Below are 15,086 nucleotides of genomic sequence, written 5' to 3'. Positions count from 1 at the left end.
TTATCTCTCCTCCTCTGAAATTGTATCAATGCCATACTCCAATTTTAAAGTTCTTTTCAAAACCTCATCTATCATCATGCATTTAAAAGTGTCTCCATACTTAAATCCGTCCAGCAAAGGCACTGTACCTGAATAAATAATGCTATTGTCAATATTTCCCACTCTCTCCTTTAGTTCTTCTAATATTTTTTCAACTTTTAAAATATCAGCAAGTTTACCATCTTGATATTTAACTTCTTTACCATCAATTATTTGACAAGACACCATTTTTATTTGATCCCAATGCTCCTTTATATCATCATAATCCCATAATTCATTTCCAATAGGCTTTGCACAAACTTGCTTCGATTTTGGTACACTAACACTTTCTAATTTTCTGTCTGTATGATCGCTTCCAATACCAATATATGTTTTCCCGTTCATATATATGATAATGTATTCTATCTCACCTGATGTTTGATCTCCAACAAACTTTATATTTTTTTCTTGTGTCAATGTTTCTAGAGAACATTCAAATATAGTTGGAATCTTCTTTGGCGCTGGAACATTTAACTGTTCCTCCAACTCTTTAATGTGCTCCATGGTTTTTTCCATATTTCTTCCTGAATATCCTATTACCAACACCTTTTCATAAGGAACTGAAAATTTTTCTTGTCCTGATAGTTTATTTAACATAAAATCTACATTTTTCATTGCATATTCCCCTTTTTAAATTATTTTATATAATTCTGTTCTTCTATCGTTATAAACATTTATTGTATCCCTGATTTTGTCAACAATCTCTATATCAAAATCACCGGTAATTATTTCTTCCGTATTTCCTGCCTGAACAATATTTTCACCCCAAGGATCAATCAGTGCTGAGTGACCTCCGTATATAGTTTCACCTGCAGTACCGCATGAATTTACACAAGCTACAAAAATCTGATTTTCAATAGCTCTTGCCTGGTTTAATATTTCCCAATGTTTAATTCTAGGAACAGGCCACTGTGCTACGACAAAAAGTATTTTTATTCCTTGTAGTGTTAAAGTTCGTATAAGCTCTAAAAATCGTATATCATAGCATATAATTACCCCACATTTTACTCCATCTAATTCAAAAGTAGTTAGTTTTTCGCCTTTTTTAAAATGCTCATCCTCATTCATATATGAGAAAAGATGGGTCTTGTCATACTCAGCTATACATTTACCTTTTCTATCAAATATGTAAGTTGTGTTGTACATACCTTCTTGTTTTTCATTAACAACAGACCCAGCTATTATATTAACATCTAATTCTTTAGATAAAGCTGAGAACAACTCTATGGTACGTTGCCCTCCCTTGTCAGAAAAAGAACTTACGTTCTTTTCAGGAAAAAACCCTGTATTCCATGTTTCTGGCAATACAATCGTATCAGGTTTTTGTTTTGCAGCCATTCTAATCAGTTGTTCAGCTTTTTCATAATTTTTTTCTGGATCTTCAAACTTCATATCCATTTGAACCGCACTTACTCGCATTTCAACATCCCCCCATTGTTTTTAATTAAAAAATATTTTTAAATTATCAAAAAAACAAATTATTTAAATTTAAACTGGTATTTGGTATTTGGTATACCAAATTTATTTTGAAAAAAATTTTACATCTTATTCTGTACTCCTCTCTGTTTAGATTTTAGTTGGAACTTCATTTATTTTATCTATTTTATTTTAATGGAATAATTCAATTCTTTAACGTAAGGTTTATTAAGCGATCAATTCTTATTGTTAATATACTTACTTTATTTTTTTTTGTTTCCTTTAAAATAATTATTTTTATATAAAAAAGCATTCTATTGTACCTAAAGTAGTAAATTTAACCAAACTAATGTTTGTATAGTTTCTTACGAGTGTTGCCTACGTTAGAGTTTAACTTATTCTCTTAAAGCTCTAATTTTTTCTCAATATTCAAACAGTTAAAAACTACTATTATTATAACTATGAACCTGAAATAACTCCTTGTAAAACTATTGTATTTATTGGCAACATCAATCAAAAAAAGTCCGCACTCCTCCATTAATTTTCCTAATGAAAGTAAGCCGACCACAGGTCTTCTCAGGGCAGAATGAGGGTTGCTCTATTCCAACTGACGAAGAATATCATTTACTTAATTTATTTTCTTTCTGGTTCACATTGACATAATATATCTTTTTATTATATATTTGTCAATATTTTTTTAATATATTGTCAAATTAATTATAACCTTGACCTCTTGTATGGTTATTTCTAATATCTCGTATGCAATATTCTGAAAAAATTTAAGTGGAATAAATTTATACTACTCAAAGTATCTTGTACTTATTGAATGTCCGGAATTTCATATGACCTTCAGAAATTATCCAACCTACTTATGGACCACGCAAACCTTAAAAATTTTTCTAAAAAAGTATTGTTATCCCAATATTTCAACCAAGGTCTAATTGTAATAATATCTAGATTTTAAACAAAAAAAAACACTCCGAAGAGTGCCTAATCTTATGGCTACTATATTTGGTTTTGTTATTTTTAAACTTTCCACAGTAAAAAATTATCTATTTACAGAGATTATTTCATAGCCTAGTTTAGTTTGAAGAGACTGACAAAATTAACTAATTTCTTTCAAAATTAAATTCCTGAACAACTTCCAAGTGATTTTCCAATGATTTCTTTAGCTGTTTTATATCTTTTACTTTAGCATAATTAAACATTTCTTCATGATGTTGATCCAATAATTTTTTATCCATTATTTTTACTGAGTCATTTAAAAATTCAGTGATTAAAGCATAAATAGCTTTATAAAGTGTGAACATCAAGTAATTTTCACATTTGCTAATTAATTTGAAATGGAAATCCATATCTAATTTTGCTATTTCCTCGTAATCTTTTTCAGGTGTGTTCTTAAATTTTTCTAATTTTTCAGACAATTCTAGGAGATCCTCATCTGTAAAGTTTTTCACTGAATCAATTGTTGCCTCAACTTCTATTGACTTTCTAAAAATAAATACATCTTTTCTAGTCCCTTTGAGAAGAAACATAAATTTTAACATTTCAATAAAAACCTTTTCTAAATTAAGACTTACAAAATTCCCATCGTTTCTCTTAGTTTCTATAATCCCAAGTAACCTTAGGTTCCCCAAAGCTTCTCTTAAAGTATTTCTGCTAACATTAAATTTTTCAGCTAATACTCTTTCTGACGGCAATTTGTCTCCAGGTTTAAGTTTCCCCTCTATAATCAGGTTTTTAATTGAATTAGATATCAATTCAGATATGTCACTTACTTCTATTGGAAAAAACATCCTAAACTCCTTTTATGTTCTTAAATATAACATAATTATATCACAATTATAGTATTTAAGCATCACTAAGTTTATGAACTAAATTTATCGCATTTATCATACTTTCTTCGTTGGCAATATTTTTCCCGGCTATTTCAAAAGCGGTTCCGTGATCGACTGAAGTCCTTATTATTGGTAATCCCACTGTTATATTAACTCCACTATTAAATCCCAACAATTTTAGAGGAATATGACCCTGGTCATGATACATTGCAACAACGACATCATAATTACCTTCCACTGCTTTTAAAAAAACTGTATCGGGCGGTATTGGACCTTCTACGTTTATACCTTTTGATATGGAGGAGTTTATTGCCGGAATTATTTCCTCAATTTCTTCCATTCCAAAGAGTCCATTCTCCCCTGAGTGAGGATTTAGACCTGCAACAGCTATCTTTGGATTTTTTAATCCTAATTTTCTAAATGTCTTATCTGCCAATCTTATAACTTCTTCAACTCTTTCTTTTTTTGTTCTTTTTATTGCTTCCTTTAGAGAAACATGTGTCGAAACATGTATAGTACTTAATTTTTCATCATAAAGTAGCATTGCGTAATCTTTTGTTGAAGTGTAGTAACCCAATATCTCCGTATGTCCTGAATAAAAATGCCCTGCTTTATTCATAGCTTCTTTGTTTAATGGCGCTGTTGCAATCCCAGAAATTTTTCCATTCATCGCTAATTCTATCGCTTTTTTCAAATACTGAAAAGCAGCATTTCCTGAATTTAAACTAACCTCACCAATTTTTAAATTTTCTATTTTAATTAATCCTAAATCTAAAATACTAAGAACATCTTTAGAAAAATTAATATTATCAATATTAATCAGCTTTTCTAATTTAACATTTAAACCTAATTTTTTATTAAAAAACTCTATAATTTCATAATCACCAATAACTAGATATTTTCCAGATTTTATTTTTTTATTAAAAAAACTTTTCAAGATGATTTCAGGACCTATTCCTGAAGGATCTCCCATAGTTATTCCTATTATTTTATTCATTTTTATTTACTCTCCTTTTTTATAAATTCAAGCGATTTCAAGATAGCATCTTCTGTTCCAAAGGCACCAGCTTTACTAACTATAATAATATCTTTGTATTTTTCATCTAAAAAATAACCATATGGTACGCCTTCTATAATCTCATTTTTAATAATAACCCCCTCTGCTTTTAAGGCTACACTTACTTTTATTGCAGTATCACCTCCTGTTAAAAATAAACCGCTTATCTCAAATTTTTCTAATATCTCTTTGGCTATCTCTCCCAAAAAATTAGCTATTTCTTCGGAAATTTTTTCTAAGCTTAATCCATTTGTTTCAATTTTAGAAAAGAGCCCATTAACTTCCTCTCTTTTATCAGTTGTATATATCAAAATATCTTCATTTTTGATATATCTATTCTCAACTTCTTTCATTATCTCAAGCTTTTCCAAACTTTTATTTCCGTTAAATAAATTTTCTACAACAACTTTTATTGCTCTTATTTTGGATTTTTCTCTTAAAAAATCTACCTGTTTCCTAGTCACTTCACTTATACTTCCTGCTATTAGCAGAGCTGGTGGAGCTTTTGGAATCAAATTATATATATGGGGAATTTTTTCGGCAAAACCTGCTGATCCAGCCATCATTATATTTTCATTTTTAAAGTTCTTCTCTATGCAGATTGATATTAAATTTAAGTGATTATCTGTTATCGAGTCAAAGATAATTATCTCGCAACCATTTAAAAATAATTCATCAATTCTTTTTTTTATTTTTCCTGTTTCAATTTCTTCATAATTAACTAATCCTACTTTTCTTTTGGATTGAATTGATAGTATTTTAGGAATAAATGATTCTTTAACAGGAGTTCTAGGATCTATCGATATTTCTGTTTTTTCTAAAAGTACGTCATTTAAAAATACGTTTCCATTTTCTGTGGTTCTCATTGCATTGGGTAGAGCTGGTATTAGAAACGTTGCGTTAAATTTTCCGCCTTCCATTGCTCCATCTATTTCACTGCCAATGTTTCCCCTAAATGTAGAATCTATTTTTTTATAAATCTTTTTTATCCCCATTGATTTAAGGTTTTTAGATACTTGATAAGCTTTTTCGAATGCAGTATCTTTGTCATCAAATCTACTCTCTAAATCTACTACTAAAGTATTACAATTCATCAACTCAACTTTAAAGTCTTCTAACTTTGTTGTCACTATAGTTTTTATGGATTTTTTACTAAATTTTACACCAGTGTCATTTGCCCCTGTAAAATCATCTGCAATAATTACATATTTACTCATCTCTTCCTCCTTATAAAGATTTTATAAAAAAAAGGGGGCCATCCCCCCTTTTTTAATTCCTAAACTTTTATAGATTCTTGTTTTTTATTTCTTTTTACCAAGTAACTAGTTATTATAGGAACCAAGAGAGCTGTTGTTATAGTTGAAGCTGCAACTTGGGGAGTAGCAATAGCAGCTATTCCAGCAAGACTTGGATCTGCTAATGCCACTGCGGCTGGAGTTGCCACTGCGTTTCCGGCTGTACTTGATGCTGCTGCCCCAGCTATTCCAGTTCCTCCACTGGCTTTATCTGCCATAACATTGAATGTTCCTCCAACTACTGCTGTTAATACTCCTAATAGTATCCCAGGAAGACCGGCCTTCAATAACATTGCGAAATTAATACCTGCTCCTAAGCCGAAAGCAAAGAAAGGTATCAACATTGGTCCTCCCTTTGTTAAAAATTCTTTCATTTTGGGATCTAAATTTCCAAGAATCATTCCTACTACAATTGGAAGTAATACTCCTATCAGTGCTTTAATAGGAATTGTAGCAACCCCTGCTGTTCCTAAGGCAATCATCGTTAAAAATGGACCATCATTTACGGAAATTATAGCTATCGCTCCAATGTCTGTCTCATCTCCAAATTCACCAGCTAGTGCTGCGTATAAACCGCCATTTGTGTTTGTCATTGCACTAATTATAGCCAGAGAAGATAAACCGAATAACCCATTAGGTCCTAGAAATTTTGCAACCAATAAACCTACTACAGTACCTATTAAAAATTTACTCAGTGTTATACTAAAACCTTTTTTTGCTGCCATAGGAGCTGCTTTTAAATTTATACCTGCTCCCATACATACCAAGAAAACCCCTATTAATGCTGAAGCTCCAGAAGCAATCGCTGTGGTGAATCCTCCTATTTTTAATATTCCAGGTGTAAATGTATTCATTAGAGCTCCTAATACAAGTGGAATAACCATCATTCCTCCAGGTATTTTTTCGATGCTTCTTTTTATCTCCATTTGGATCCCTCCTAAAAAGTTGGTGCAATTTTATAAATTCCAAATTCTTTATGTCCCAATGACTCTGATTTTGTCGGCTTTCCATTAGATACTTCCATCATTTCTGAAAAGATTTCTTCTCCTATCGATTTGATTGATGCCCCCTCTGTTATAACTCTTCCAGCATTTATATCTATATTATCAATCATATTATTATAAGTTGTCTCGTTACCAGTTATTTTTATTACTGGAGCTATTGGAAATCCTGTAGGTGTTCCTCTTCCTGTTGTAAAAATAACCAGTTGAGCTCCTCCTGCTACCATTCCTGTAATTGACTCAATATCTTGCCCTGGAGTATCCATGACATAAAATCCTTTCCCGCTTGAAGGTATTTCGCCATATTCTAGAACTCCTTGAATATCAGAACTTCCAGCTTTATAAATACAACCCAATGATTTTTCTTCAATTGTTATAACTCCACCTTCTATATTTCCTGGAGTAGGCTGTCCACCTCTAATATCAACACCTAAAGACATAGCTCTATCTTCTGTTCGTTTAACAATCTCTAACAGTTTATCCTTAACTTCACTTGACACAGCCCTATTTGCAAGAACATGTTCTGCACCAATCAATTCTGTTGTTTCTGATAGCATTGCAGTACCACCATGACTCAATAAAATATCTGACGCCGTTCCTACAGCTGGATTTGCACAAAGACCAGAAGTTGTATCTGTCCCCCCACATTCTATCGCTAAAGTTAATTCGGAAATATCAATCTCTTCCTTTTTTAACATCGCAACTTTCGTGATCATTTTTCTTGCTATTCTTGCACCTTCTTCAATTGTTTTTAGTGTCCCTCCACAATTTTGAATTGTAATCATTTGAACTTCTTTTCCAGTTTTTTTTATTTCTTCCGAGATTCTTAAAGGCTCCGCTCCTTCGCATCCTAAACCAACTACTAAAACTTTTGCTACATTTGGATTGGATCCCAAACCAATTAGGGTATTTATCGTCTGTTCCGAATCAGCTCCAACTTGACAACACCCATGTTGATGAGGTAATGCAACAGTTCCTGGAACTAAATTACTTATCCTCACTGCAGTTTCTGAAGCACAGACCGAAGATGGTAATATTGCTACATGATTTCTTATTCCTACTTTTCCATTTTCTCTTCTGTATCCCTGAATTTTCATTTTTTATTTTCCCCCTTGAGTTATTTGGTTAAACTTATTTTTTCCAGTCTCCTCTTCCTCTTTTGCTTTCTACATTATGAACATGTACATAATCACCATATTTGATATCATCAGTCGCTCTTCCTATTACTTCACCATATTTATAGACATCTTCACCATTCTTAATATCCCTTAATGCTATTTTATGACCATAAGGAACACTATGATTTACGAAAACTTCTTTGATTTCTCCGTCTAAATTTACCCCTACCACCTCGTTTTTCTCAATAAAGCTAATTACTGATGCTACATTGTCGATACCTTTTGCTACAATTGCTTTTACTTTCATACATTTCCTCCTTTATTAGGTCTATTGGTTCAACCACTAAGACTATACTACCATTTTTTCTGAAAGTCAAAAAAATAATTAAAAATAATCTTTTTACCAAAGTCTAAACGTAATAATATCTACGTTTTAAACACAAAAAGGCACTCCGAAGAGTGCCTGATCTTGTAGTAATAATATTCTATTTAAAAAAATTTATAAAGAAAGTAATTATTATGGGGTTAAAAATATTAATAAATACAACTGTTATTACTGGAAGCACAAACCAGGCATTTGGAGCAGGACCATTTTTTTCAATAACAGAAGACATGTTTGCAAGTGCATTAGGTGTCTGACCTAACCCAACACCACAATGACCGGCCGCCATAACAGCAGCATCGTAACTTTTTCCCATTGATCTAAACGTAATAAAATATGCATAAATAATCATTGTAGTTGCTTGTATTACAAGAATCATAAGCATTGGGATAGCAAGATCAACCAATTTATTTATATTTAATGACATAAGTGCCATAGATAAAAATAATGCGAGTGAGATATTTCCAAGAATATCAACTTCTTTCATACGGAGTTCAAAAGCACCTATATCAGCTAAATTTCTTGCAATTGCTCCTCCAAATAAACACCCTACATAATATGGGAAAGTAAATCCTGTAAATTTTAATAACATAGAGATAATAGTACCTGTGGCTGCTCCTAGAAGTACAATTAATACACTGTTTAAAAGATTTTTTTCAATCAAAACATCTCCTAATAATTTTTTTTCTTCATTGACACCACTTTTAAGGAAATCACTTTTTAAATTATGTCTGTCTATCAGTTTTTTAGCAACAGGTCCTCCTATCATACTTCCCATTAATAGACCGAATGTTGCGGCAGCAACTCCAATTGTCGTAGCTCCTTCAGCACCAAACTTTTCTAAAGTGGGCCCAAAAGCTGCACCTGAACCGACCCCACCTGACATAGATATAGACCCCATTGCTATTCCAAGCAGTTTATTTATCCCAAATACAGAGGCAAGGGAAACACCTACAAGGTTTTGGATAACTAAAAATAAAACTGCAATTAATGCAAGGAGAACTCCTTGTCTTCCACTCTTCTTCATTAATTTCACACTTACGGTGAATCCGACACAAGTAAAAAATATGTTCATAAAGAAATTCTGTAAAACTTTATCAAATATAATTGTAGTTCCATTCAGATTATATAAAGCAAACATCAAAAAACTGAAAGATAGTCCTCCAATAACTGGGGCAGGTATAAAATATGTTTGAAAAACTTTAACCCTACTTTTAACAAAACTACCAAAGATAAATACAATAACCGCAAGACCAAGTGTTTGGATTACATCAAGTGATATATTCATGTTTTTGCTCCTTTTTTATTAATAATTTTGATAGTCAATAAAATAATAATTTTCCTTTTCCAATTTATCATACGCCCACCTAATATCAAGAACATTATTTTCTTCTATGTTCTTTAACAACTTTTCTTCGTATATACTAATTTCATTAACTTTTTTTAAAATGTCGTTCATGTCTTTTGGTGAAACAACTACGACTCCATCTGAATCTCCAATAATTAAATCCCCAGGTGTTACCATTTTTCCTCCAATAGATATAGGGGTATTAATTTTACCCGGTCCATTTTTATAAGGTCCATTTGGTGAAATACTCGTTGCAAAAATAGGAAAATCCATATTCGAAAGTACCTCGTAGTCTCTTAGGCACCCATCAAGGACTATGCCTCCTAGATTTTTTTTCTCCGCATATTTTGCAATTATCTCACCTAATATGGCTCTTTCTTTATAATTTCCTCCACTTATTACTAAAACATCTCCCTCTTTAGCAAGGTCTAATGCAATATATACCAAAAGATTATCTCCATCGGAAATATCAATTGTAAAAGCTGGACCTACTAAATTTTTATTATTAATAGTTTTAATATTTGAGTATAATGCAGCATCTCTGTCTAGGCAATCACCAATATTAGCAGTTTGGATATTTTCAAATTCATTAATTAAACTCTTTTCAGGTCTAGGAAAATCTTTAATGATTTTTCTGTTATTTGCAGACATATTTCTCCCCTTTCTTAAATAAAATGTAATAAAAAAGATATGCGCATATCTTTTTTAAATAATTTTAAAGCTATGAGTACTCATTAAAAAGGTTGTTTTTGATTAATTAAAGAACCTTTTGTATGATCTAAGTGTATAATAAAATTATATATTTGAAAAACGAATATATTTATTATATAATATTAAAAAATTCGATATTTGGAGTATTATATGAAAATTATAGAAATTGAAACATTTTTAATGACCGTAAAAACAGGAAGTATTTCTGCCTCAGCAAGAAAGATGTTTGCCACGCAATCAACAGTAAGTTATAGAATTAAACTATTAGAAGAAGAACTAGGATTTAAATTATTAGTTAGAAGTAAGGGGCATAAAAATATAGAATTAACAAATAAGGGAAAAGATTTTTTAGCTATTGCAAATCAATGGATGTCTTTATGGAAAGATACTAAAAATATAAAAAATAAACAAGATATTTACAATATCACAATAGGAAGTGTAGACAGTATAAATAACCACTCCTTTGTATCACACTACTTTGGTGTTATGATGGTTTAGTAGACAGTTTAGCACTCAAAAATATATAATAAAAAATAAACATATTTAGGAGTGGCTATGATGGAAGAAAAAAGAAGATATGCAAGATTTTCAGAGGAGAAACAGAAGCAAATCGCTGAGCTTTCTTTCCTTAAAATAAAAACAAAGGTAGAGCTATCAAATGAATACGGTATTACCACTAATACTGTTGCTGCCTGGGAAAAGAAATACTTTGGAGGTCCTAAGAAGGACATGGAGTTAAGCGCTCAAGACAAAGAAATTATCAGGTTGAAAAATCTACTTAAGGAAAAAGAAGAGGATATAGAGATCTTAAAAAAGGCTACAGCCATATTCTCAAGGAAAAAAAGATAACTAAGAGGGAACTCTTTATCTTCGTTGAAATACACAGAAATGTTCATTCTATATCTCAGATATGTAGAGCCCTAGAAGTCTCTCGAAGTGGTTTTAATAAGTTTCAGAATAACAAAACTACTGAGAGAAAGAAAAAGGATCAAGGGATTCTAGATAGTATTCTAGAGGTCAGAAAGAACAGACATAAGAGGAGCTATGGAGCCCCTAGACTAAAGGTTGAGCTCAAAGATGAATATGGCATAATAACAAGCGAAAGACGAATAAATAGAATAATGAAAGAAAATGATATATCAGTTAATTCTACCAAGAAGTTTAAAACAGGAAATGAAAAGAGTAAAAGAGAAAATATCACAGGAAATATTGTAAAAAGAAAATTCAAAGTAGGTAGAAAAAATGAGGTCTGGGTTACAGATATCACATATATTTGGACAAGCGAAGGTTGGCTATATTTAAGCACAATTATGGATCTTTTTTCTAGAAGGATTATCGCCTACGATATAGGTAAGCGCATGACTAGTGAGTTAGTAATAGATACTTTAACAAGGTCATTTTTACTGGAGGAACCAGAGGAAGAACTGATAATTCATAGTGATCAAGGATCGCAATATTCGAGTAGGGAGTACTCTAACCTTGTAAAGAAGCTAGGATTAATCCAATCTATGAGTAGACGTGGGAACTGTTATGATAATGCAGTAATAGAATCCTTTCATGCTTCTTTGAAGAAAGAGATGATTTATGTAGAAGGTTTAGTAACTAAAAGGTATATGAAGGCAATGGTATTTGATTACATAGAATTTTATAATAAAGAGAGGAGACACAGTTTCTTAGGAAATGTCTCCCCTGTTGAGTTTGAAAAAATACAGAAAAAATTGGTGTTAGGTTGACTACTATATTGACAGAAGACCAACTTAGACTTAATAGATCTTAAAAAAATAAATTTGGATATTAGAACATATCATTCAAATGAAATATATAGTTTATTAGAAAATTACAATATAGATATTGGATATGTCTTTAGCAAGGTTCAAAATAAAAATATCCTAACCAAACATCTTTATTCTGAAAAAATGTACCTTATCTGTCATAATGATAGTCCCTACTATGACAAAATTAAGTTATCAGAATTAAAAAGAATCAATGAAATATTTTTGTCGTGGGGCCCTGACTATAATCAATGGCATGATCAACTTTGGGATTTCAATGAAGATTTATATATAAAAATAAATACAGGTTCTATGCTTTCAAATTATTTAGAAAATAATAAAAATTCATGGGCCATAGCACCTTACTCTGTAATAAAATCTCTGCAGAATAACGGAGAATTTACTTACTATGAAACATTGCCAAATCCACCAAAACATAGCTGTTACGAACTGATGCATAAATATCCAAAAGGAAGTCAATTAGATGCAATAAAATTATTTACTTCATCACTTGATAAATATTTGAATACTTGCAACTGGCTTGAAAGAAATTTTTAATAAATTGTAATGTCATTTATTATAGCTGTTTAAGAATTTAGATTAATTAAATAGACTAAAATAAATATAGATATCTCTAGAGGTGCTTAAAGAGTCCTTAACCAATGTTATCATCAAGAACAAGGATAATTATATCGATTATCTCCTGAGGATGGCCCTTAAAAAGTGAGGTTGATATTGGAAATTGACGTAAAAGAGCCTTGTAGATATCATTAGGTGCTCTGTACTCCTGGGATATCCTTCCTACAAAGTCTATAAGATCAAAATCATACTTTTCATAAAACTCATAGTATAGGCTTCTTGCCTTGGGTGATAACCCTTTTAGTTTGCCATCCTCTTCGGGAGAAAAGTAATACTTCAGGCTAATCTTTTCTAGAAGTTGACTGCATATAAGTTTCATCTCCTCATTTTTTGCCTTTTTTTCAGCGTATTCAAGGAGAAGTTTTATTGTTTCTATCTCTCTTTCATTTAAGGCTAATATATTTATTATTCCCATATCATTCACTTCTTTCATAATATTCTATCTTGATCTCGCCTCTAAAGGATCTAGTATTACCCTTCTTCCAAAATTCTTTTTAAGCTCATAAGTCAACTTGAATACCTCTTTTTTTCTTGTAAAGGATTTTCCCTCTCCAAATGAAAGCTGATATAGTTTACTAGTTTTCCCGGTCTTACTAAGTCTGACTCCTATCTGTCTGATAAACTTGTCCAACTCCACTTCCTCAGATATTTTTTCTATGACTTTATATATTTCAAGAGGTTCTTTCACTGGATTTTTAAGAGTTTTATTTTTTGTAATCCTATGAAACCCCTCTGAATACCTTATTATCAAAGAAACTGTGTAAGCTGATTTATTATCTTTCTTCATCTGCCAGCTGGCTTCCTCTATACGTTTAACTATTTTTTTCAAAACCTCTTCTCTACCGAAGATATCTTTTTGAAAGGTCTGCCTGCTGGCATAACCGTCTCTCTTATAGCAGTCGCCTATTATTCTGCTGTCTATCCCCCTTATCATGTGGTATATAGTGACCCCTGGTTTGCCTAGATAAAACCTTAGCTCATCTAGTGATACTTCTCTCAGTTGCCCCAGTGTCTCTTTATAAAAAAGATGATATAGATTCTCAGCCATTTTATTTCCAATTCCATTTATTTTAGTTAACTTTTTATCCGCCGTATATTTTATGAACTCCTTTTTGGTTTTTAATTTTCCAAAACCATTGGGCTTGTTTTTTTCTGATGCAAGTTTGGCAGAGATTTTGTTGTATCCCAGGCCAACAGAACAGGTACATCCTGTTTTTCTATACATATCTTTCTGGATATTCACCGCCAACTGATCAGGAGTATCATAAAATTCATAGGTGTAGGTTATATCGAGATAGGCTTCATCTAAAGCCACAAACTCGTATCTATCTGTATATTGAGAAACAATTTCCCGAAAGATTCTGTTTATTTTTTCATATTTCCACATACGAGGAGATACCAGAGTCAGGTCAGGACATTTTCTCTTGGCTATATCTATAGCCATACCGCTGCCTATTCCGAACTTTCGTGCTTCATAACTAGCTGTTGTTATTATTCCTCTTTTGGCCTTAGGTGGCGCAACTGCAATTGCCTTATTTTTTAACATAGGATTATCTAGCAGCTCCACAGCTGCAAAAAACATATCAAAATCTATATGCAGTATGATTCTATCCATATGGCACCTCCCAACTCTGTTATTCAAATTATACGCTTTTTGTTTAATTTTTTCTAGTTTAATTTTTTTATACTCTTTAAAATATATAAATTTGAAAAAATAGTGGTATACTAATAGTGAAAAGATTTAGACGGAGGTAGTTATGAATTTCCAAGAAAGAATAAAAATATATATGAAAAGAAGTTCTGTCAAAGGAAAGGAGCTCGCAGTAAAATGCCAGATAAGTCCCCAGTATCTGAGCGACATAAGAAGCGGAAGGAGAACTCCCACATTTCATATATTCAATTTAATTTTAGATAACCTAAAACTCCTTGAAGATGAAAGAAATGAGTTGCTAGAACTGTGGAAAGAGTCTAAAGACAAGAATTACTCTAGAAGTAATGTTAAAAATGTAATAGGTGAGATAATAAAGCTACCTATTGTAGGAACTGCCAGTGCAAGTCCAGGAAAACTAAACTTTGAAAACCCTGAAAAACACTCCCCTGTTATCACATATGAAGGCATGAGCTACTCCAAATGCTTTATAATGAAGGTAGAGGGAGACAGCATGGAACCTAGAATCAAAGATGGTTCTGAAATAATCGTTGATACCAACAAAAATACTTTGGAAGAAAATTTAAATAAAATAGTGGTATTCAACTTAAATGACGAGGCATATGTCAAAGTTCTGAAACTTAATAAGAATAAATTGGTTCTCCAAAGTATAAATGACAAGTATCCCAATATTGCAATTAAAAGCACCGATGACTTTAATATCGTAGGAAGAGTTGTTGAAGTGAGATACAGAGAATTATTAAAATAATTAGGGGGAAAATT

General features: G+C 31.6%; 17 protein-coding genes. 5 read left to right on the top strand and 12 right to left on the bottom strand.

The features are described from left to right. The 10 genes from ILYOP_RS00455 to ILYOP_RS00410 all read right to left on the bottom strand — a co-directional run bounded on the left by ILYOP_RS00455 (window position 1) and on the right by ILYOP_RS00410 (window position 10,184). Window positions 1–693 carry a DUF2848 family protein gene (locus ILYOP_RS00455; RefSeq protein ID WP_013386540.1) on the bottom strand — a complete coding sequence of 231 codons (693 nt, stop codon included), beginning with the start codon at window positions 691–693 and terminating at the stop codon, window positions 1–3. Between the two features lie 15 nt (window positions 694–708). After that, a complete protein-coding gene (locus ILYOP_RS00450) occupies window positions 709–1,497 on the bottom strand; it encodes a carbon-nitrogen family hydrolase (protein WP_013386539.1) in 789 nt (262 codons plus the stop codon). A 1,106-nt stretch (window positions 1,498–2,603) separates the two neighbouring features. Continuing rightward, the gene (locus tag ILYOP_RS00445; RefSeq protein ID WP_013386538.1) at window positions 2,604–3,290 is read right to left on the bottom strand and encodes a FadR/GntR family transcriptional regulator; all 687 of its coding nucleotides are present in this window, start codon (window positions 3,288–3,290) and stop codon (window positions 2,604–2,606) included. A 55-nt stretch (window positions 3,291–3,345) separates the two neighbouring features. Beyond that, window positions 3,346–4,329, bottom strand: coding sequence for a 4-hydroxythreonine-4-phosphate dehydrogenase PdxA (pdxA, locus tag ILYOP_RS00440; protein WP_013386537.1), 984 nt, complete (start codon window positions 4,327–4,329; stop codon window positions 3,346–3,348). A gap of 2 nt (window positions 4,330–4,331) precedes the next feature. Then, complete coding sequence (locus ILYOP_RS00435; protein ID WP_013386536.1) at window positions 4,332–5,606, bottom strand: four-carbon acid sugar kinase family protein; 1,275 nt, start codon at window positions 5,604–5,606, stop codon at window positions 4,332–4,334. A 59-nt stretch (window positions 5,607–5,665) separates the two neighbouring features. Continuing rightward, window positions 5,666–6,610 (bottom strand): 2-keto-3-deoxygluconate permease, encoded by a 945-nt coding sequence (locus ILYOP_RS00430; protein ID WP_013386535.1) that lies wholly within the window; start codon window positions 6,608–6,610, stop codon window positions 5,666–5,668. Window positions 6,611–6,621: 11 nt separating this feature from the next. Then, window positions 6,622–7,782: a UxaA family hydrolase gene (locus tag ILYOP_RS00425; RefSeq protein WP_013386534.1), complete on the bottom strand. Its 1,161-nt coding sequence runs from the start codon at window positions 7,780–7,782 to the stop codon at window positions 6,622–6,624. Window positions 7,783–7,816: 34 nt separating this feature from the next. Beyond that, entirely contained in the window at window positions 7,817–8,110 is a 294-nt protein-coding gene (locus ILYOP_RS00420) for a UxaA family hydrolase (protein WP_013386533.1), read from the bottom strand. A gap of 178 nt (window positions 8,111–8,288) precedes the next feature. After that, window positions 8,289–9,473, bottom strand: coding sequence for a sodium/glutamate symporter (gene gltS, locus ILYOP_RS00415; RefSeq protein WP_013386532.1), 1,185 nt, complete (start codon window positions 9,471–9,473; stop codon window positions 8,289–8,291). Between the two features lie 18 nt (window positions 9,474–9,491). Continuing rightward, window positions 9,492–10,184, bottom strand: a complete 693-nt coding sequence (locus tag ILYOP_RS00410) for an RraA family protein (RefSeq protein WP_013386531.1) — start codon at window positions 10,182–10,184, stop codon at window positions 9,492–9,494. A 210-nt stretch (window positions 10,185–10,394) separates the two neighbouring features. Between ILYOP_RS00410 and ILYOP_RS00405 the strand changes: the two genes are divergently transcribed. The 4 genes from ILYOP_RS00405 to ILYOP_RS00390 are packed head-to-tail and all read left to right on the top strand — an operon-like array spanning window position 10,395 to window position 12,574. Further along, a complete protein-coding gene (locus ILYOP_RS00405; RefSeq protein ID WP_049774837.1) occupies window positions 10,395–10,742 on the top strand; it encodes a LysR family transcriptional regulator in 348 nt (115 codons plus the stop codon). Window positions 10,743–10,799: 57 nt separating this feature from the next. Next, window positions 10,800–11,093 carry a transposase gene (locus tag ILYOP_RS00400; RefSeq protein WP_083789061.1) on the top strand — a complete coding sequence of 98 codons (294 nt, stop codon included), beginning with the start codon at window positions 10,800–10,802 and terminating at the stop codon, window positions 11,091–11,093. Further along, window positions 11,072–11,977 carry an IS3 family transposase gene (locus ILYOP_RS00395; protein ID WP_148223647.1) on the top strand — a complete coding sequence of 302 codons (906 nt, stop codon included), beginning with the start codon at window positions 11,072–11,074 and terminating at the stop codon, window positions 11,975–11,977. Before ILYOP_RS00400 ends, ILYOP_RS00395 begins: the two co-directional genes overlap by 22 nt. Window positions 11,978–12,031: 54 nt before the next feature. Next, window positions 12,032–12,574, top strand: coding sequence for a LysR substrate-binding domain-containing protein (locus tag ILYOP_RS00390; RefSeq protein WP_041920969.1), 543 nt, complete (start codon window positions 12,032–12,034; stop codon window positions 12,572–12,574). 97 nt (window positions 12,575–12,671) lie between these two features. Here the strand turns inward: ILYOP_RS00390 and ILYOP_RS00385 are convergent, their stop codons facing one another. Beyond that, window positions 12,672–13,088 carry a hypothetical protein gene (locus ILYOP_RS00385; protein WP_041920968.1) on the bottom strand — a complete coding sequence of 139 codons (417 nt, stop codon included), beginning with the start codon at window positions 13,086–13,088 and terminating at the stop codon, window positions 12,672–12,674. A gap of 6 nt (window positions 13,089–13,094) precedes the next feature. After that, on the bottom strand, window positions 13,095–14,270 hold the full coding sequence (gene dinB / locus ILYOP_RS00380; RefSeq protein WP_013386528.1) for a DNA polymerase IV: 1,176 nt from the start codon (window positions 14,268–14,270) through the stop codon (window positions 13,095–13,097). Window positions 14,271–14,412: 142 nt separating this feature from the next. Between dinB and ILYOP_RS00375 the strand changes: the two genes are divergently transcribed. Beyond that, on the top strand, window positions 14,413–15,072 hold the full coding sequence (locus ILYOP_RS00375) for a LexA family transcriptional regulator (RefSeq protein WP_013386527.1): 660 nt from the start codon (window positions 14,413–14,415) through the stop codon (window positions 15,070–15,072). The last annotated feature ends 14 nt before the right edge of the window (window positions 15,073–15,086 follow it).

This window comes from Ilyobacter polytropus DSM 2926 (assembly GCF_000165505.1).
Classification (GTDB): domain Bacteria; phylum Fusobacteriota; class Fusobacteriia; order Fusobacteriales; family Fusobacteriaceae; genus Ilyobacter; species Ilyobacter polytropus.
Note: the sequence above shows the minus strand (reverse complement) of the source record. Positions and strands in the feature narration are given on the sequence as shown.

What these genes read in the sequence shown, in the direction of transcription:
- ILYOP_RS00455 (WP_013386540.1), bottom strand. Translation starts at nt 693, where the DNA reads ATGAAAAATGTAGATTTTATGTTAAATAAACTATCAGGACAAGAAAAA.
- ILYOP_RS00450 (WP_013386539.1), bottom strand. Translation starts at nt 1,497, where the DNA reads ATGCGAGTAAGTGCGGTTCAAATGGATATGAAGTTTGAAGATCCAGAA.
- ILYOP_RS00445 (WP_013386538.1), bottom strand. Translation starts at nt 3,290, where the DNA reads ATGTTTTTTCCAATAGAAGTAAGTGACATATCTGAATTGATATCTAAT.
- pdxA (WP_013386537.1), bottom strand. Translation starts at nt 4,329, where the DNA reads ATGAATAAAATAATAGGAATAACTATGGGAGATCCTTCAGGAATAGGT.
- ILYOP_RS00435 (WP_013386536.1), bottom strand. Translation starts at nt 5,606, where the DNA reads ATGAGTAAATATGTAATTATTGCAGATGATTTTACAGGGGCAAATGAC.
- ILYOP_RS00430 (WP_013386535.1), bottom strand. Translation starts at nt 6,610, where the DNA reads ATGGAGATAAAAAGAAGCATCGAAAAAATACCTGGAGGAATGATGGTT.
- ILYOP_RS00425 (WP_013386534.1), bottom strand. Translation starts at nt 7,782, where the DNA reads ATGAAAATTCAGGGATACAGAAGAGAAAATGGAAAAGTAGGAATAAGA.
- ILYOP_RS00420 (WP_013386533.1), bottom strand. Translation starts at nt 8,110, where the DNA reads ATGAAAGTAAAAGCAATTGTAGCAAAAGGTATCGACAATGTAGCATCA.
- gltS (WP_013386532.1), bottom strand. Translation starts at nt 9,473, where the DNA reads ATGAATATATCACTTGATGTAATCCAAACACTTGGTCTTGCGGTTATT.
- ILYOP_RS00410 (WP_013386531.1), bottom strand. Translation starts at nt 10,184, where the DNA reads ATGTCTGCAAATAACAGAAAAATCATTAAAGATTTTCCTAGACCTGAA.
- ILYOP_RS00405 (WP_049774837.1), top strand. Translation starts at nt 10,395, where the DNA reads ATGAAAATTATAGAAATTGAAACATTTTTAATGACCGTAAAAACAGGA.
- ILYOP_RS00400 (WP_083789061.1), top strand. Translation starts at nt 10,800, where the DNA reads ATGATGGAAGAAAAAAGAAGATATGCAAGATTTTCAGAGGAGAAACAG.
- ILYOP_RS00385 (WP_041920968.1), bottom strand. Translation starts at nt 13,088, where the DNA reads ATGAAAGAAGTGAATGATATGGGAATAATAAATATATTAGCCTTAAAT.
- dinB (WP_013386528.1), bottom strand. Translation starts at nt 14,270, where the DNA reads ATGGATAGAATCATACTGCATATAGATTTTGATATGTTTTTTGCAGCT.
- ILYOP_RS00375 (WP_013386527.1), top strand. Translation starts at nt 14,413, where the DNA reads ATGAATTTCCAAGAAAGAATAAAAATATATATGAAAAGAAGTTCTGTC.